General features: G+C 71.9%; 14 protein-coding genes and 1 pseudogene. 4 read left to right on the top strand and 11 right to left on the bottom strand.

The genetic code is table 11. The annotated features are described in order from the left end of the window. Window positions 1–120: 120 nt before the first annotated feature. A complete protein-coding gene (locus tag ACZ39I_RS21825) occupies window positions 121–1353 on the bottom strand; it encodes a sensor histidine kinase (RefSeq protein WP_467245995.1) in 1233 nt (410 codons plus the stop codon). Window positions 1354–1444: 91 nt separating this feature from the next. Next, a complete protein-coding gene (locus ACZ39I_RS21820) occupies window positions 1445–3649 on the bottom strand; it encodes an MMPL family transporter (RefSeq protein ID WP_467245994.1) in 2205 nt (734 codons plus the stop codon). A 240-nt stretch (window positions 3650–3889) separates the two neighbouring features. Here ACZ39I_RS21820 and ACZ39I_RS21815 point away from each other — a divergent pair, with 240 nt between their 5' ends. Next, complete coding sequence (locus tag ACZ39I_RS21815) at window positions 3890–5488, top strand: alpha/beta hydrolase (protein WP_467245993.1); 1599 nt, start codon at window positions 3890–3892, stop codon at window positions 5486–5488. Window positions 5489–5548: 60 nt separating this feature from the next. Here ACZ39I_RS21815 and ACZ39I_RS21810 read toward each other — a convergent pair whose 3' ends face one another. After that, on the bottom strand, window positions 5549–6040 hold the full coding sequence (locus tag ACZ39I_RS21810; protein ID WP_467245992.1) for a signal peptide protein: 492 nt from the start codon (window positions 6038–6040) through the stop codon (window positions 5549–5551). Between the two features lie 315 nt (window positions 6041–6355). On the opposite strand from ACZ39I_RS21810, the gene ACZ39I_RS21805 reads away from it, so the two are divergent. Continuing rightward, the gene (locus tag ACZ39I_RS21805) at window positions 6356–9208 is read left to right on the top strand and encodes a golvesin C-terminal-like domain-containing protein (protein WP_467245991.1); all 2853 of its coding nucleotides are present in this window, start codon (window positions 6356–6358) and stop codon (window positions 9206–9208) included. A gap of 373 nt (window positions 9209–9581) precedes the next feature. On the opposite strand, the gene ACZ39I_RS21800 is transcribed toward ACZ39I_RS21805, so the two are convergent. Further along, window positions 9582–9719 carry a hypothetical protein gene (locus ACZ39I_RS21800; protein ID WP_467245990.1) on the bottom strand — a complete coding sequence of 46 codons (138 nt, stop codon included), beginning with the start codon at window positions 9717–9719 and terminating at the stop codon, window positions 9582–9584. 17 nt (window positions 9720–9736) lie between these two features. Then, complete coding sequence (locus ACZ39I_RS21795) at window positions 9737–10354, bottom strand: phosphoribosylanthranilate isomerase (protein ID WP_467245989.1); 618 nt, start codon at window positions 10352–10354, stop codon at window positions 9737–9739. 126 nt (window positions 10355–10480) lie between these two features. Here ACZ39I_RS21795 and ACZ39I_RS21790 point away from each other — a divergent pair, with 126 nt between their 5' ends. Then, window positions 10481–12061, top strand: coding sequence for a carbohydrate-binding protein (locus ACZ39I_RS21790; protein WP_467245988.1), 1581 nt, complete (start codon window positions 10481–10483; stop codon window positions 12059–12061). Window positions 12062–12123: 62 nt separating this feature from the next. Here the strand turns inward: ACZ39I_RS21790 and ACZ39I_RS21785 are convergent, their stop codons facing one another. The 3 genes and pseudogenes from ACZ39I_RS21785 to ACZ39I_RS21775 all read right to left on the bottom strand — a co-directional run bounded on the left by ACZ39I_RS21785 (window position 12124) and on the right by ACZ39I_RS21775 (window position 14168). After that, entirely contained in the window at window positions 12124–12447 is a 324-nt protein-coding gene (locus ACZ39I_RS21785) for an antibiotic biosynthesis monooxygenase family protein (RefSeq protein ID WP_467245987.1), read from the bottom strand. A gap of 58 nt (window positions 12448–12505) precedes the next feature. Next, window positions 12506–13543, bottom strand: a complete 1038-nt coding sequence (locus tag ACZ39I_RS21780; protein WP_467245986.1) for a CU044_5270 family protein — start codon at window positions 13541–13543, stop codon at window positions 12506–12508. After that, window positions 13540–14168 (bottom strand): annotated as a pseudogene (locus ACZ39I_RS21775) (RNA polymerase sigma factor). Before ACZ39I_RS21775 ends, ACZ39I_RS21780 begins: the two are co-directional and overlap by 4 nt. A 71-nt stretch (window positions 14169–14239) precedes the next feature. Between ACZ39I_RS21775 and ACZ39I_RS21770 the strand changes: the two are divergent. Then, window positions 14240–14587 carry a hypothetical protein gene (locus tag ACZ39I_RS21770; RefSeq protein ID WP_352387432.1) on the top strand — a complete coding sequence of 116 codons (348 nt, stop codon included), beginning with the start codon at window positions 14240–14242 and terminating at the stop codon, window positions 14585–14587. Between the two features lie 32 nt (window positions 14588–14619). Here ACZ39I_RS21770 and ACZ39I_RS21765 read toward each other — a convergent pair whose 3' ends face one another. The 3 genes from ACZ39I_RS21765 to ACZ39I_RS21755 form a co-directional block, all read right to left on the bottom strand. After that, the gene (locus ACZ39I_RS21765; protein ID WP_467245985.1) at window positions 14620–15540 is read right to left on the bottom strand and encodes a CPBP family intramembrane glutamic endopeptidase; all 921 of its coding nucleotides are present in this window, start codon (window positions 15538–15540) and stop codon (window positions 14620–14622) included. Window positions 15541–15644: 104 nt separating this feature from the next. After that, window positions 15645–16304 (bottom strand): response regulator transcription factor, encoded by a 660-nt coding sequence (locus ACZ39I_RS21760; RefSeq protein WP_403656272.1) that lies wholly within the window; start codon window positions 16302–16304, stop codon window positions 15645–15647. Between the two features lie 253 nt (window positions 16305–16557). Next, complete coding sequence (locus tag ACZ39I_RS21755) at window positions 16558–17763, bottom strand: sensor histidine kinase (protein WP_467245984.1); 1206 nt, start codon at window positions 17761–17763, stop codon at window positions 16558–16560. Window positions 17764–17828 lie beyond the last annotated feature (65 nt).

The following is a 17828-nucleotide window of genomic DNA, read 5'->3' as shown; positions in this document are numbered from 1 at the left end:
CCCGTCGTTGCCGGTGATCGCGTCCACGCCCAGGAAACCAGGACGACGGACACGGGGCCCGGCAGGCGGCGACCTCCCGGTGAACCCGGGGTGACGGCTGTCCCCCTCTCACACCGCCCCTCACACCGTCCCCCGCTCCTCCTCCCCGCTCACCGCCGGCTGCAACGGCAGTGCCGTACTCACCTCGAAGCCGCCCTCCGGGCGCGGTCCCACCCGGAGTTCACCGCCGACGGAGTGGGCGCGTTCGCGCATGCCCATGACGCCGAAGCCCTTCACGGGCTCGGCGGCCGCCGCGGGCGGGCCCTCGTCGGTGACCGTGATGAGGAGACGGGGGCCGTCGTAGACGAAGCGGACGTGGGCGGTCTGGGTGGCGGCATGCTTGGTGACGTTGGTGAGCGCCTCCTGCACGATCCGGAACGCGGTCAGGTCCACGCCCGGGGAGAGGGGCTGCGGCTCCCCCTCCGTGGTGACGGTGACGGTGATCCCCGCGGAGGCGCACGAGGAGACCAGTTCGGGCAGCCGGGCGAGGCCGGGGGCCGGCTCCAGCGGTGCGCCCTCGTCGTCGGTCTGCCGCAACAGGCCCAGCGTGGCCTTCAGTTCGCGCAGTGCCGAAGAGGTCGTACCGGTGAGGTCGTGCAGGATCCGCCTGGTCTGCTCGGGGTTGGCGAGCGCGAGGTGTTCGGCGGTGCCGGCCTGGGCGTTGGCGAGGGCCAGGTGGTGGGCCACGACGTCGTGCAACTCGCGGGCGATCCGCATGCGTTCCTCGGTGACCCGGAGCCGCGCCTCCTCCTCGCGGGTGCGTTCGGCGTGTTCGGCGCGGGCCTGGGTGGCCGCGAGATAGGCCCGCCGCAGCTGGGCCATGTTGCCGACGGCCAGGGGCAGCAGCAGCCAGAAGACGGGCCCGATGGTCCGCAGGAGCAGCGACACCCGGTCCATGGAGTCGGAGAGGGCCGCCGCGAGCGTCAGCACCAGCATGGTCGGCAGGCCGTAGGCACGGATGGTCGTCCGCTCGGTGAGGGTGGCCAGCCAGTACAGCGAGGCCATGACGGGAGCCAGCAGCAGGGGGGTGAGGAGGTACCCCTGCGCGATCACGACCGTGGCGCAGACCGCGTTGACCACGACGGTGCTGCGCGGGTGGGTGCGGTGCTTGAGCAGGGCGAGGCAGGACACGCCCATCAGGACCACGGCCAGTCTGTCGTCGACCGGTGGCGCGACCCCGGGCAGCGTGAGCGAGGCCCCGAGCGTCGCGCAACCCATCAGCGCCAGGACCAGTGCCAGGTCGACGAGGAAGGGATGGCGGTCCGAGAAGTGCTCCAGGCGGTCCGCATAGCGCCGGTCCGGGCTCGTGATCATCGTGGTCTCCGGTGGGTGGCCAGGGCCCCATGGTGGGCCAATGGGGCCGCCCGTGCCTTACGACACGGGCGGCCCCTGGTGGGGGCCGGCGTCACACGCGCACGGCCTCCTGGTCGGCGGGCGCAGGCTCGGGATTGTCGGCGCCCCTGGTGAGGCCCTCGCCCTCGACGTCCACCCGGGGCAGGGCCCGGTCCAGCCACTTCGGCAGCCACCATGCCTTGTCGCCGAGCAGGGCGAGCACGGCGGGCACGATGGCCATGCGGACCACGAAGGCGTCGAGGAGGACGGCGGTGGCCAGGCCGAAGCCGATCATCTTGATCATGGAGTCGCTCTCCCCGATGAACCCGGCGAAGACCGCGATCATGATCAGGGCCGCGGCCACGACCACCCGGGCGCTGTGCCGGAATCCGGAGGTGACGGCCTGGTGGGACGTCTCGCCGTGGACGTACGCCTCGCGCATCCGGGAGACCAGGAAGACCTCGTAGTCCATGGCGAGGCCGAAGACGATGCCGACCAGGAAGATCGGCATCAGGCTCATGATCGGGCCGGTGGTCTCCACACCCAGCAGCCCGGCGCCGTGCCCCTCCTGGAAGACCACGACGACCGCGCCGAGGGAGGCCAGGACGGAGAGCAGGAAGCCGAGGGCCGCCTTCAGCGGGACGAGCAGGGAGCGGAAGACCACCAGCAGCAGCACGATCGCGAGGCCCACCACGACGATCAGGTACGGCACCAGCGCGGACTGCACCTTCTCCGAGATGTCGATGTTCAGCGCGGTGGAGCCGGTGACCTCGAAGGTGGCGCCGGTCCCGGACTCGACGCCGGGGCGCTCGCCGCGGATCGTGGTGACGAGGTCCTTGGTCTTCTCGTCGGTCGGCGCGGTGGACGGCACGACCGAGAAGACGGCGGTGTCACCGGCCTCGTTGAAGCGCGCCGGGGAGACGGACACGACCCCCTCGGTCGCGCCGATCTTCTTCGCGATCGCCGACGCCGCCCCCTTGGCGTCGTCGTCCCCCTTCGCGTCCACCACGACGGTCAGCGGGCCGTTGAAGCCCGGTCCGAAGCCCTCGGCGAGCGCGTCGTAGGCCCGGCGTTCGGTGGTCGAGGTCGGCTTGGCCTCGTCGCCGGGCATGCCCAGCTGGAGGCCGGTCATCGGCAGGGCGAGGGCGCCGAGGCCGACCACGCCGAGCAGCAGCACGGGCAGCGGGCGGCGCAGTACGAAGCCGGCCCAGCGGGTGCCGCCGTTGTCCTTGGCGTCCTGGCCCGTACGGCCGTTCTTGCGGTCCTTGCGGCGCAGCACCGCGTTCGGCCAGAAGCCGAGGAACACCGGGACCAGGGTCAGCGCGATGAGGACGGCGACGACGACCGCGCCCGCCGCGGCCAGGCCCATCTTGGTGAGCATCGGGATGCCGACGACCGAGAGTCCGGCGAGCGCGATGACGACGGTCAGGCCCGCGAAGACGACCGCGGAGCCGGCCGTGCCGACCGCGAGGGACGTCGCCTCCTGGGGTGCCCGGCCCTTGGCGCGCTCCTCCCGGTAGCGGGAGACGACGAACAGGGCGTAGTCGATGCCGACCGCGAGGCCCAGCATCATCGCCAGGGTGCCGGTGGTGGTGGACAGGCCGAGGGCGCTCGAGAGGGCGAGGATCGAGGCCATGCTGACGCCGACGCCGATGAGCGCGGTCAGCAGCGGGAGTCCGGCGGCGGCCAGCGAGCCGAAGGTGACGAGGAGGACGACCGCGGCGATCGCGACACCGATCATCTCGGCGGCACCGCCCGCGCCACCGCCGTCGGCCATGGCGCTGCCGCCGGCGTCGACGGTCAGCCCGCTGTCCCGGGCCTGGTCGATGGCCTGCTCCAGCTGGTGCCTGTCGGCGTCGGTGAGGTCGTTCGCGGCGACCTTGTAGCTGACGGTCGCGTACGCCGTCGTGCCGTCCCTGCTCACCGTCTTCGCCCGGAACGGGTCCACGGCGGACGCGACCTGCGAGCCGTCGGCCAGGTCGGCGACGGCGTCCTCGACGGCCTTCCTGTGGCCGGCCGCGGTGACCTTCTCACCGTGCGGCGCGACGAAGACGACCCGCGCGGTCGCGCCGTCGGCCGTGGCCCCCGGGAAGCGCTGTTCCATGAGGTCGAACGCCTTCTGGGACTCGATGCCCGGCATCGAGAACCCCTCGTCGGCCGCGCCGGGCGCCTTCAGGGCCCCCAGCCCGACGGCGGCGAGGACGGCCGCCCAGACCAGGGCGACGTACCAGCGTCGCCGGAAGGCCAGGCGGCCCACACGGTAAAGAAAAGCAGCCACGGCGGGGGTCTCCACATCTGATGCCGAACAGTCCACCCAGGCTGACCGGACGAGACCCCCCGCGTCGTCGTGCGCCTGCCGACATTCCCCGCTACTGAGAACGCAGTACGCGACCGTCTGCGCGTAAGCCTCTGGGACTACCGACGGAGCGCGGGAACCGTGGCGCATCTTTTTCTGTGTCTCCTCTGTGAGACGACCAGTTCATTGAGGCTTGACCAGCCCCAAGGGGGAACAGAGACAGTGAAGTTCAGACGAATAAGACTCGCGGGAGCAGCGGTGGGCGCGCTCACCGTGGCCTGGACCGGGTCCCCGGTCTCGGCGGCCCCGCAGCACACACCGACCGTGCCGACCCTGGCCTGGTCGGACTGTCAGGGCGGCTTCGAGTGCGCCGACGCCCAGGTGCCCCTGGACTACCGGGAGTCGCAGGGCAGGACCCTCACCCTGGCCGTCATACGCAAGAAGGCGGCCGACCCCTCCCACCGCAAGGGCACGCTGTTCCTGCAGCCCGGCGGCCCCGGCAACTCCGGGGTGGACTTCGTGCGCAACAACTACGCGGACCTGCCGTCCGAACTGCGCGACGACTTCGACGTGTTCGGCTACGACGTGCGGGGCGTAGGCCGCAGCTCGCAGGTCGTGTGCTGGGACGACCCGACCTACACCGGCGCCGTCACCGCCGCCAAGGGCGTCCCGGGTCCCGACGCCTACGAGCCCGCGCTCCGGCAGGCCGCCGACTTCGACCAGGCCTGCCGCGACAACGCGGGCGACCTGCTGCCGTACGTCGGCACCCAGTACGTGGCCCGGGACATCGACCTGCTGCGCCAGGCCCTGGGCGAGAAGCAACTGACGTACTACGGGCGGTCGTTCGGCTCCTACATCGGTACGGTCTACGCCGCGATGTTCCCGAAGCGGGTCCGCGCGCTCGCGCTCGACGGGGCGTACGACCCGGAGCACTACACCAGCCGCCCCTACGCCTACGACCGGCCGCAGTACCTCGCCCTGGACGGGGCGATGAGCCGTTTCCTGGACTGGTGCAAGGCCGACCAGGCGACCTGCGGCTTCGGTGACGGTGACCCGCGCGGGGCGTTCGAGAAGCTGAAGGCCGACCTGGACGCCAACCCGGTGCCGACCGCGAACGGGGGCCGGGCGAACGGCTACACCCTGGTCTACCGGCTGATGTTCAACATCAACGAGGGCAAGGTCATCTGGCCGTCCTTCGGTGAGGCCCTGCGCAAGGCGCAGTTGCGCGACAACACGTCGTTCCTGCTGCGGCCGCCGTCCCCGGCCAGCTTCGACTTCCTCAACCCGAACGTCGTGGTCGAGTGCGTCGACAAGAAGTACCCGGCCGACCTGGACCGGCTCGAGCGCGAGGTCACGACCAACGCCAGGCTGGCTCCGCTGCTGGGCCCGGCCATGGCCTTCGGACCGCCGACCTACGACCACCAGCACGCCACCGCGTGCGTCCAGTGGCAGGGCGAGCACACCAGCCGCTACGCCGGCAACTTCCACGCGAAGGGCTCCGCGCCGATCCTCGTCATCGGCAACACCGGTGACCCGGACACCCCGTACCAGGACGCGGTGGCCCTCTCCCGTGAGCTCGACAACGGCCGTCTGCTCACGTTCCGGGCCGAGGGGCACACCGCCTTCGGCCGCAGCGCGTGCGCGTCGGACGCCATCACGGACTACCTGGTGGACCTGAAGGTCCCGGCCCGCGGCGCGAGTTGCGCGGACGAGACCCAGCCGCCGACGTCCGAGCCCACGGTGGCCCCGCCCGGCACGACGCTGAGCGAGTTGCGCAACGGCGTGAACGACCGGGTCGACCACATCGGTTCGCTGCGTTAGCGGTGTGAGGGCCCGGGTCTCCAGGGGAAGTCCGGGCCCTCTCGCGTCAGGACAAGCCGGTCAGTAGAGCGCGATCCTCGGCTGCACGGTGCCCTGGGCGTCCGGGTCGACGACCGTGATCCGGTAGACCTGGGTGAGGGTCTGGCCGGCGTGGAGGGTGCGCTGAGCGCTCGTCAGGTCGGTGAAGAGCGTGCCGGTCTGGCTCGCGGTCTCCACGGGACGCCAGCAGCCGTGCGCGGTGCGCTGCTCGACCACGACGTCCGACGGGTCGAGGAACGGGCCCGCGTCCGGCGACTCCACCAGGAGCTGCGGGGCGACGGTCCGGTCCGCCGAGGTGTCGTTGCGGTAGGTGACGGTGATCTGGTGCTGCTCGCCGTCGGCCACGAGGGCACTGCTGGGCAGGTCCACGAAGTCGACGGGTACGGCGGGCTGTTGGGCCTGTACGGCCGTCGCCCGGGGAACGGTGGTGGCCGCCGCCGGACCGGCCGCCGCGAGACCCGCGAGGGTCATGGCCGCGGCCACAAGGGCCACTTTGAGACGTCTGCTGTTCATCAACACGTTCACTGTTCCTTGTGGTGCGTGGGGGATGTCATCAAAGGAGACTCCGGCAAAAGGAAATTCGTTGGTGGATTCCCGTGGATATTTCGTGGATACCGCCCGGTAGATCACCCACGACTCCCATTGCGGTCATAGCGGACTGATAACTTCCGCGTCACCGGCCCGGGGGAGCGTCGAAGCCGGTACCCCACCTTGACCTTTGCAATGACCGGACGGAATTCCTTGCGTACTTTCCGTGAAAACCCGAGCGGAAGACACCGCTGGCGGGTGCCGAAAAGCCGCCGTGGCCGTATAGCGGCGGCCGGCGCGATGTCCGTGCTCTCGCTGGCCCTCATCGCCCCGCTGGCCTCGGCGGCCCTGACCGACCCCGCCGACCCCACGACCGCGCCGGCGGCGGACCGTGTCACCGACACCTCCCAACTGCCCTCCGGATGGCAGAAGTCCGGCGACCGCATCGTCACCTACGACGGGGACGGCACCGGACTGCACGTCCTGGTCGCCGACGCGGCCGACGCCTACCGGTGGCACACCGCGGCCACCCTGTCCGAGCCCGGCGTCGACACCGACCAGTGGATCGGCCAGACCTGTGTGACCGGGTCCGGTGACCGTGCCGTCGTGGTCTACGCGCCCCGGCAGGCCGTCAACGACCAACAGGGCTTCCAGCAGGGCGCGTTCGCGGCCGTGGTCGACCTGGCGAGCGGCAGGGTGACCAAGCTGCCCGAGCTGGTCTCCCTCGCCTACTTCAACCCGGGCTGCGGCGACGGCGAACGGGCCGTCCTGACCCGGCCACAGGGGGACGGCACGCAACTGCTCACCGTCGACGCCGAGAAGGGGGAGCTGGTCCGGCAGCAGACCGTCGCCGGTCAGCTCACCTCCGCCGTGCCCTTCGGGAACGAGATCGCGGCCGCCCTGGGCAACTCGGTGGTCTCGGTGGACGCCAAGGGCGCGACCAGCACCCTGGCCAGGACCGCAAGCACGCCGTTCCGGCTGGTGCCGGACGCGCACAGCGGGCTCGCCTACCAGGTGCCCGCGGGGAAGAAGGTGCAGGTCCGCCGGGTCACCTCGGCGGGCGCCGACCGGCTCCTCGGCTCCGGCGCGCTCGGCGCCCTCGCGGTGCACGGCAACGGCGGCCGGGTCTTCGTGACCGGCGCGGACGCCGGGGACGCCGTGAAGACCCTGCCGAAGAGCTGGCGGACGCTGGACGTGCCCGCCTCCGCGGAGGTCTCCACCACCGGCGGTCTCGCGCTGACCTCCGTCGGCAACGGCACCGAGGCGGCCGGCGGCAGGAAGGCCGCTGCCGACATCGCCCAGTCCGTCGGGATCGGCGCGGTGCTGCCCGGCAGCGACAGCACCGTCGACTTCACGGTGAAGCCGAAGATCTCCCGGAAGCCGCAGGGCGCCGAGCAGTCCCCGGCCCTGTCCGACGGCGTGCACACCGACAGCGTCACCCCGACCGACGACGACCCGTCCACCTCCACCACCGACCCCGACCGCGCCTGCGCCGTCACCCGCAACGACCCGAAGCTCCAGTCGCTCCAGCCCTCGACCGCGCAGGCCGAGTGGGCGACCGACCTCGCCGTGCGGGGCAAGCTCGACGTGCGCCGCCGCAGCGGCTGGAACGGCAGCGAGCTGCCCTCGTACACCCCGCAGGGCCTGTTCCCGTCCACCCCGCTCAAGGGCGGCGGCCGGGTCCCCGCGCAGATCATGCTCGGCGTGCTCTCCCAGGAGTCCAACCTGCTCCAGGCCAGCTCCCGGGCGGCCGCGGGCGAGAGCGGCAACTTCATCCAGGGCGGCTACTACGGCAACGCCGGCAGCGTCCACACCGTCAACTGGGCGGCCGCCGACTGCGGTTACGGCATCGCCCAGGTGACCAGCGGGATGGCGAAGGCGGACACCACGTACACCGCCGAGCAGCAGCAGGCGATCACCGTGGACTACGCGGCCAACATCGCCGCGGGGCTCCAGATCCTCCAGGACAAGTGGAACCAGCTGTACGACAAGGGTCTGCTCGTCAACGGCGGCGACCCGAAGTACCTGGAGAACTGGTGGCTCGCGTTGTGGGCCTACAACAGCGGCTTCAATCTGCCCAGTTCGACGGATGCCACGGCGCCCTGGGGCCTGGGCTGGTTCAACAACCCGGCCAACGGCCTCTACCCCGCCGACCGCACGATGTTCCTGTCCTCCGGCTACGACGACGCCCGCAACCCCAACCTGTGGACGTACCCGGAGCGGGTGCTGGGCTGGGCGGCCTACTCGCAGCAGAAGACCGACCCGGCGACCGGGGCGACCGTCAGGGCGTTCACCGTCGGTGACTGGCCTGCGGGCGCGCCTGCGGCCGAGCCCGCGCACGACACGTTCTGCAAGCCCACGGTCAACGACTGCGACATCACCAAGCCGCGCAAGGTCGAGGGCTCCAGCCAGCCCGAGGGGCCGTGCCAGCGGGACGACTTCAAGTGCTGGTGGAACCAGCCGGTGAACTGGACCGACTGCACGGCCACCTGTGGCACCGAGGTCCTCAGGTACCAGGCGGGCGACCCCGAGCCGAAGGTCGCGGCCCCTCATCCGGCCGCCTGCACGTCCACGCTCCCGGCCGGCGCCCTGATCGTGGACGACGTGCCGAACACGGTGAAGTTCCGGGTGGGTGCGGTCAACCCCTGCGCGGGCCGGAACTGGACCAGCCGGGGCACGCTGCGGTTCACCTTCGGGTCGGCCCAGCAGAACGGCGCGACCGTCTACCCCTCGAAGATCGACTTCCATCAGCTGGGCGCGGGCTTCGGCGGGCACTTCTGGCTCACCCACACCCGGGTGCCGAGCTTCACCGACTCCGTCGTCACCGGCACCTGGACTCCGGACCGGAAGATCGGCGACTGGGCGGAGGTGATGGTGCACCTGCCCGACCACGAGGCCAACACGCCGTCGGCGACGTACCGCATCGACCTCGGTGACGGCACGGTCGTGGAGAAGACGGTCTCCCAGGACACGGGCGGCAGGAACACCTGGGTCTCCCTGGGTTCCTACGAGTTCAAGGGCACCCCGAGCGTCTCCCTGAGCTCGGCCACGGCAGACGGCACCGGCGACGCGTCGATCGCATGGGACGCGCTGGCGTTCGTACCGCTGAAGGGGGCACCGGCGGACACGGCGACCCCGTCGGCGTCGAAGTAACCCAAGTAGCCGCGTCCGCCGACCGGTTCGGCGGACGCGGCACACCCCCAGGGGCGCGGGCAACGGAAAACCGACGACCACGGCAGGCCACCAGGGGCGCGGGGAACTGCGCGACCAGCCACGCCCAACCCGCACTCGACAACGGGCCGGCACACCCCCCAGGGGCGCGGGGAACTGCGCGACCAGCCACAAAACACCCGCAGCCGCCCGACAACCTCCCCCGGCACCCCCGTAGGCGCCCCGCCCAGCCCAGCGCAGCGCAGCGCAGCTGCCCGCGGGGAACTGCGCGATCAGCCACGACCAACCCGCACCCGGCAACGACGACCGGCCCCCACGGCGCTGTCCCTGCCGAGCACCGACGCCCCCAGGAGACTCACCCCGAGGTGGCGGCCCCCGCGCGCGCCGCTTCCACGAACGCCGCGATCAGGGCCGGGCTCTTGACACCCCCGCTCGCGGACGCGACGAGCCGCGACAGGCTCGCGCCCAGCAGCGGCCGCGGCCCGGACGACACCGTCCCCCCAAGAGAACTCACCCCGCGCCGCCCGCCCCCGCGCGCGCCGCTTCCACGAACGCCTTGATCAAGGCCGGGTCCTTGACGCCCCGGCTTGCCTCCACGCCGCTGGAGACGTCGACGCCCCAGGGGCGGGTGACGTCCACGGCCTCGCGTACGTTCTCCGGGGTGAGGCCACCCGCGAGCAGCCACCTCTCGCCCGCCCCCGCCGGCTGCCGGCGCGACCAGTCCCACGCGATGCCGGAGCCCGGCACCGGGGCGTCGAGGAGCAGCATGTCCTCGCCCAGCTCACCGCAGCGCGGCACCGAGTCGCCGAAGGCGGCCGCGCGGATCAGGGTCCAGCCGCCCTTGGCGAGTTCGGTGTAGAAGTCGCGGTCCTCGGGACCGTGCAGCTGGACCGCCCCGATGCCCGACTCGGCGGCCGCGGAGCGGACGTGGTCGAGGGACTCGCGGCGGAACACGCCCACCGTGAGGACGCTTTCGGGGGCCCTGGCGACCAACCGTGCCGCCGTGGCGGGGTCGATCCGGCGCGGGCTGTCGGAGAAGACGAACCCGATGGCGTCGGCGCCGGCCTCGACGGCCGTGTCGACGTCCTGCTCGGTACTCAGGCCGCAGATCTTCACGAAGAGCGTCATGCCGCCACCGTATCCAATTCGCGTACATGAACAACGATCACATGCATAACCGTTGACGCGACCATGGCAAGCGCTTACCTTCCGAACGATACGTGCCCCCGTCGCCGCACACCATGGAGACGAACGATGCACCTGAGACCAGTCATCGCATCCGTCGGCCTCATCGCCGGCACGCTCGTCGCACTGTCCGGCACCACCGCGGCACATGCCGCCACCACCCGCTACGAGGCGGAGACATCCCCCGCCATCTGCACCGGAGCCGTCGAGACCGAGTACGCCGGTTACTCCGGCACCGGTTTCTGCAACGGCACCAACGCCACCGGCGCGTACGCCCAGTTCACCGTGTCCGCACCCGCATCGGGCACGGCGACCCTGAACGTCCGCTTCGCCAACGGCACGACCGCCGCCCGCCCCGCGAACATCATCGTGAACGGCACGACGGTCTCCTCGGCGTCCTTCGAGTCCACCGGCACCTGGACCGGCTGGACCACGAAGACGCTCACCGTCCCGGTGAACGCCGGCAGCAACACCGTCCGGCTGAACCCGACCGCCGCGACCGGCCTGCCCAACGTCGACTACCTGGACGCCGAGACGTCCGGCACGACGACCCCGCCGCCGTCGAGCAGCGCCCTGTACGTGTCGCCGAGCGGCACCGACAGCGCGGCCGGCACGGTGACCGCGCCCACCACCCTCACCTCGGCGATCAGCCGCATCTCCGCCGGCGGCACGATCTACCTGCGCGGGGGGACGTACGCCTACTCCTCGACGGTGACCATCCCGGCCGGCAGCAACGGCAGCTCCGCCGCCCGCACCACCCTCTCCGCCTACCCGGGCGAGACACCGGTGCTCAACTTCTCGGCGCAGACCGAGAGTTCCTCCAACCGCGGGATCCAGCTCAACGCCGACTACTGGAAGATCTACGGCCTGGTCGTCGAGCACGCCGGCGACAACGGCATCTACATCGGCGGCAGCAACAACGTCGTCGAGCGCACGGTGACCCGCTTCAACCGGGACACCGGCCTCCAGCTCGGCCGGATCGCCTCCACCACCCCGAGCAGCGCCTGGCCGGCCAACAACCTGATCCTCAGCGCCGAGTCGCACGACAACGCCGACTCCGACGGCGAGGACGCCGACGGCTTCGCCGCCAAGCTCACCACCGGCACCGGGAACGTCTTCCGGTACGCCGTCTCGCACAACAACATCGACGACGGCTGGGACCTCTACACCAAGTCCGACACCGGCGCGATCGGCCCGGTGACCATCGAGGACTCCCTCTCCTACAACAACGGCACTCTCAGCGACGGCTCACAGGCCGGCGCCGGCGACCGCAACGGCTACAAGCTCGGCGGCGAGGACATACCCGTCAACCATGTCGTCCGGCGCAGCATCGCCTTCGGCAACGGCAAGCACGGGTTCACCTTCAACAGCAACCCGGGCACGATGACGATCTCCAACAACCTGAGCATCGACAACGCCCAGCGCAACTTCAACTTCGACGGCGGCACCTCGGTGTTCCGGAACAACACCTCGTGCCGCTCCAGCAGTGGCACCAACGACCGGATCATCGGCGACTCCGACAGCTCGAACCAGTTCTGGTCCGGTACCAACGGGTCCCGCTGCTCCGCGTACTCCGGGGCCCTGGGCTGGTCGTTCGCCTCGAACGGCAGCCTCGTGGTGACCCTCGGAGGCCGCCAGGTCACGCTGTAGAGGACGTCAACAGAGCACGGAAGGGGGCCCCGGACGCACGGTCCGGGGCCCCCGCCGTCCCCCTACTTGGGCGCGGCCTGCTGGACGACCTCGAAGCTCCACAGCGTCGACCCGCTCGCGGCGGGCCGGGGACGCTCGCCGCCGCCCTCGCCGCTGCCCTGGTGGGCCGCCTTCATCGACCCCTCCATCCACGCCTTGAACGACTCCTCGTCCCGCCAGCGCGTGTAGACGAGGTAGGTGTCGGTGCCCTCGACGGGACGCAGCAGCTCGAACCACTCGAAGCCGTCCGCGCTGTCCACGGTCCCCGCCCGTGAGGCGAACCGCTTCTCCAGCGTCTCGCGCTGCTCCTCGGGAACCGTGAGTACGTTGATCTTGACGATGCTCATGACGGCCATTGTGCGCCAACGGGCATCAACAGGACGTCAGCGGGACGTCAGCGCGACGTCAGCGGGACGCGGCCCGGGCGGGTGCCTCGCCCTTGGCGTCGACGACCGCGGTCTTCATCACGGCGGTGGTGCCGGCCAGGGTCTCGGTCGTGATGCCCCGGTCGGGATCGGTGATGTAGAAGCGGGTGCCGAGGAGGGTGAGGGTCTCCTTGTCGAAGATCCACTCGTCGCGGGTCGCGAAGCCGGTGTCGTCCAGGGTGATGGCGATGCCGTGCCGGCCGGCCGCGTCGACGGCGTCCGGGACCTCCCGCACTCCGGGCAGTCTCGCGGCCGCCCGGTAGAAGGCGGCGGCGTTGGCGGGCGGCATGACGGTTCCGCTGATCATATTGCCGATCAGGGAGAAGACCGCCTGGTCCCGCGACTCGCCCTCGACCGGCCTGGCCGCCTCGGAGAGCCGTTGCAGCAGGGCGTCCGGGTCGGTGGGCAGCGAGGCCAGCCACCGGTAGGTCGGGTGGTCGGGGCCCGCCGGGACGGCGTCGGTGTTCTCGATGGGGATCATCTCGTCGGGCATGATCGCGTCCTTGCCGCTCTCCCGGATCCACCCGGTGATGTGGAGCGGGTCGGGGTCCTGCGCCGTCCACCGTTCCTCGGTGTGCAGGGCGCCCATCCGGATCGGCCCGCTGAAGTCGCCCTTGTTGACGCGCAACAGCGTCCTGACGTACACGAACTGGTCGTCCCGCACCCGGATCGCGTCGCTCGCCATGGCGGCCGTGGCGATCCGGTTCAGGGTGACGGAGGCCCCCGCGGCGGTCGCCGACGGGGTGGCCCGGGCCGCCGGGGCGCGGCCGTCCACGGACAGGGTCACCAGCAGCGCGCCCGCCAGGGCCGCGGAGGCGAGGGGCACCAGAACGGCCGGGCGGATGAACCGGCGCCGGACGGAGGGCCGTACGGAAGGGGCCTGGTTCAGGTTCAGGTTCAGGTCCTGATTCCGGTCCTGGTCGATCTGCTGCATCAGTACGTCCTTGAAGTGACGGTGGCGCTCCGGCGGGAGGTCCCATTCGGCCGTGGCCTTCAGCAGTTCCTCGGCCTCGCTCATCGGGTCTCCTCCTTCAGGAACAGGGCCGCGAGCGCGGCCTCACTCTCCATCTCTCCGTGGGCCGGGGGCGGTTCCGCCTCCGCACTCAGCCGGGCGAGCCGGGCGCGGGCGCGCGACAGCCGGGAGCGCACGGTGCCGACGGGGACGCCCAGGGCCTCGGCGGCCTGCCGGTAGTCGAGGCCGGCCGACACGCACAGCGCGAACACCTCACGGTCCTGCCGCTTGAGCCCGGCCAGGGCGCGGTGCACGACCGCGAGCCGCCGGGCGTCGTCGATCCGGCCCGCGGTCTCCTCGGCGAAGTCGTCGACCGGGCGCGGCTCGGGGGTGCGTGCCAGGAAGGCGAGCCTGCGGCGCAGACCCGGTTGGCGTTGTGTGCCTTGTGGGTGGCGATGCCGAGCAGCCAGGGCTTGAGCGAGCCGCCCTCCGGCTCCACGCTCTCCCTGGTCCGCCAGGCGGCGAGGAACGTCTCGGACATCGCCTCCTCGGCGTCCGCCCAGTTCCCGGTCAGCCGCAGGGCGTGGTTGTAGACCGCCCGCGCGTACCGGTCGTACAGCTCGCCGAACGCCGCCCGGTCACCGGCCCGTATCCGCGCCCGCTCCGGTTCCGCCACTTCTGTTTCCCTCACACCCGTAACGCTCCGCACCCCGGTCCCGGGTTCCTGTGTCCTGCACCACATGCAGCGCTTACTCTGCGGCCATGGAACAGCGCGAGATCATGCAGAACGTCGTCGGCATCCTCACCGAGGCACTGGAGATGCGGCGGCAGGTCCGCGAACACCCCGACCAGCAGGTCTCGCTGACCGGAGCGGTCTCCGCGCTGCTCGTGGAGACCCTGCCACGGATCCACCTCCCGGCGGACGCCAGTGGACAGGCGGCGGCGGACGCGGTGGTGGAGGAGCTGGGGCCCGCCATCGCGAGCATCGCCCACTGTTTCGCGTTCGCCTTCGTCCAGCTGGCCGAGGCCCACGACGAGGGCCGCACCGACACCTCCGCGGAGGTGCTGCGGCGTATCTCCCTGCAGCTCGCGGGCGGGGCGCAGAAGTAGCCGCGCGCCGGAGCTCGTCCGTGCGCGGCGGGTCAGCCGTGGGCGTGCGGGTCGCGCCGGGGCAGGCCCAGCCGGCCCCGGGTCGCGGCCAGCAGGATCAGGGCCGCCGCCGTCGTGCTGAGGACAAGGGCGTGGGCGACCTCCCCCTCGGACAGCGAGGGGAACATGTCCGTCCAGGCGAGGGAGAAGAAGTTGTTGACGCCGGTGTGCAGCAGCATGACCAGCGGCATGCTCTCGCCGGACGTGTTGAACACCCAGGTCATCACGCAGCTGAAGGTGATGGTCATCGCGATGAACTCCACCGGCACGGTCCACGCGAGGTGCGGTCCGCCGCCCCACTCCGTCAGGAACAGCGGCAGGTGCCAGCAGCCCCACAGCGCGCCGACGACGAGGGTCGCGGTCAGGGGGCCGTGGCGGCGCTGCATCCGCGGCATGGCGAACTCCCGCCAGCCGGGCTCCTCCGCGAGACCGGTGGTGATCATCTGGACGAGCAGTCCGGGGAGGTACGCGGCGAGGATCGTCGCGGACGGCAGTTCGGGTCCGCGGCCGGCCAGCGCGGCCGAGGCGAGGGTCAGCGCGGCGGGCACCGCGAGCAGGACGGCCAGGTACCAGCGCGCGCTCACCCTGAACTTCGTCATCCTGACCCGCCAGGCCCGCAGGCCCGCGCGTCCCTCCGTGATCCCGGTGACCAGCAGGGCCGAGGCGATCGGGCCGAGGTAGGCGCCGGGCAGGACGCCGGCGAGCTGGCTGCCCGCGCGGCCGCCGGGGAAGGCGAAGTGCCAGACGCCGAGGCCGTTCGCGGACAGGACGTACGGTGTCCAGGCGGCCCAGCTCAGCGCGAAGGCCAGAGTGAAGAACCAGGTCAGGGGGTTGCGCCGGATGCTTCCGCGCAGGCCGCCGGCCTCGTGCGCGAGCGGTCGGGTCTCGATGTCGACGGGGGTGTGGACGCTCACGGCGGGGTCCCTTCGAAGGGGGCTTCTGTGATGCGTCCAGCACACCGGCTCCAGGTCTGCGGATCATTGCCGCCAAGGGCCCGACTCAGGTGCAGCAGGCTGTACTACGACCGTCGCCGCGCGTCCTCCAGATAGTGCAGTACGGCCGCCACGCGCCGGTCGACCTGGTCCGTGGGCGCCAGATCGAGCTTCGCGAAGATGCTCCGGATGTGCTTGTGCACGGCCCCGTCGGTGACGAACAGCCTTTCCGCTACGGCGCTGTTGCCGAGTCCCTCGGCCATCAGGGCGAGCACCTCCTTCTCGCGCGGGCTGAGCCGCTCCAGCCGTACGTCCTGGTGGGAGCGCGTGAACAGCTGGGCGACGACCTCGGGGTCGATGGCGGTGCCGCCGGACGCCACCCGGCGCAGCGCGTCGAGGAACTCCTCGACCCGGCCGACCCGTTCCTTGAGCAGATAGCCCAGTCCGCCGACCCCGCCGGTCAGCAGCTCGGTCGCGAAGCTCTGCTCGACGTAGGCGGACAGCACGAGGACGGCGAGGCCGGGCCTGCGCCGCCGGGCCTCGACGGCCGCGCGGACCCCCTCGTCGGTGTGGGTGGGCGGCATCCGTACGTCGAGGATGGCCACGTCGGGCCGGTGCGTCTCGATGGCGTCGAGCGCCCCCTCGGCGGTGCCGGCCGTACCGACCACGTCGAGGCCCTCGGCACGCAGCAGCAGCGCGAGCCCCTCCCGCAGCAGGGGGTCGTCCTCGGCGATCACGATCCGCATGGCAGGTCCACCTCCGGGGTCGTTCGACAGGTCGGGCGAGGGGCGCTGTCCCGGCCGGGCGCACCGCACCCCGTGCGGCCCGGGATCACAGCCCGCACGGCAGCTCCGCCTCCAGGGTCGTGGGGCCGCCCGGCGGGCTCGTCGCCGCCCCGGCCGTCGTCCGTGACCCGCAGCAGGAGCCGGGGACCCAGGGCGCGGACGGGGCGAGGGGCACTGCCACCGGCGGGCGCACCGCACCCCGTGCGGCCCGGGATCACAGCCCGCACGGCAGCTCCGCCTCCAGGGTCGTGGGGCCGCCCGGTGGGCTCGTCAGGCTGAGGGTGCCGTCGTGGGCGGCGACGCGGCGGCGGATGCCGGTGAGGCCGGAGCCGGTGTGCTCGTCGGCGCCGCCCCGGCCGTCGTCCGTGACCCGCAGCAGGAGCCGGGGGCCCTGGGCGCGGACGGTGACCGTGGCCCGGGACGCCCCGCTGTGCTTGGCGATGTTGGTGAGCGCCTCGGCGACGACGAAGTACGCGGTCGCCTCGACGGACGCGGCACAGCGCCGGGCCACCTCCACGTCGACCGTGCACGGCACCGCGCTCTGAGCCGCGAGCCCGGTCAGCGCCCCCGCGAGGCCCCGGTCGGCGAGCACCGGCGGCAGGATGCTGCGGGAGACGGTCCGCAGCTCGGCCAGCGCCTGTTCGGCCGCGGACTGGGCCCGCTCCAGGAGTTCGTCGGCGCCGACCGGGTCCCGGGCGACCATCCGGCGGGCGGCCCCGAGCAGCACGGTCACGGTGACGATCCGGTTCTGGGTGCCGTCGTGCAGGGAGCGTTCGATGCGCCGCAGTTCGGTGGCATGGGCGTCCAGCGCGGCGGCCCGGGTCGCGGTCAGCTCGGCGACGCGCAGGGACAGATCGGCGTCGGGACCGGCCGACAGGAGCCGGCGCCCCGGCTTCGCCTGGAGCCGTGCCATGCCGGGCGTGAGCCCCAGGAGGATGGCGATCCAGCCCACGCCGAGCAGGCACACCGCGAGGGCGTCCGGCCAGGAGTGTGCGACGCCGATCCCGATGGACGTGGCGGTCGAGTCCTTCGGGGCGAGCCGCCAGTACAGCGGGAACGCGGTGTCCCGCAGGGCGAGCACCGGCAGGACGAAGCCGACCAGGCCCAGCGGCAGCCCCACAGCCAGATGCCGGACCAGCCACAACAGTTCGCGCCGGGTCGTGGGATCGCCGAGGGCGTCCCGCAGCCGCGTCGGCGGCGGCGTGGGGGCGATGACCTCGGGGCCCCAGCGGGCGAGCCGGACGCGTTCCATGCCGGCCAGCGCGTGCAGCACGCGCACCCCGCCGGGCGCCAGCACCAGCCACAGCAGCACGAACGGGGTGAGGACCGCCGTACCGAGTCCGGAGACCAGCTGGCCGAGCGCGGCGGCCGCGGTGGTCGCGGTGCCCACGACAAGGCCCTTGACGTCGGCGGTGGCCATGCGAACCCCCTCGGGCTTGAGGAGAACGACCCTAGGCGGAAAAGGAGTTCGCAGTACGGCCAGGA

This window comes from Streptomyces sp. NPDC024687, from assembly GCF_055559055.1.
The sequence above is the reverse complement of the archived record's forward strand: the minus strand, read 5'-3'. Positions and strand labels throughout refer to the sequence as shown.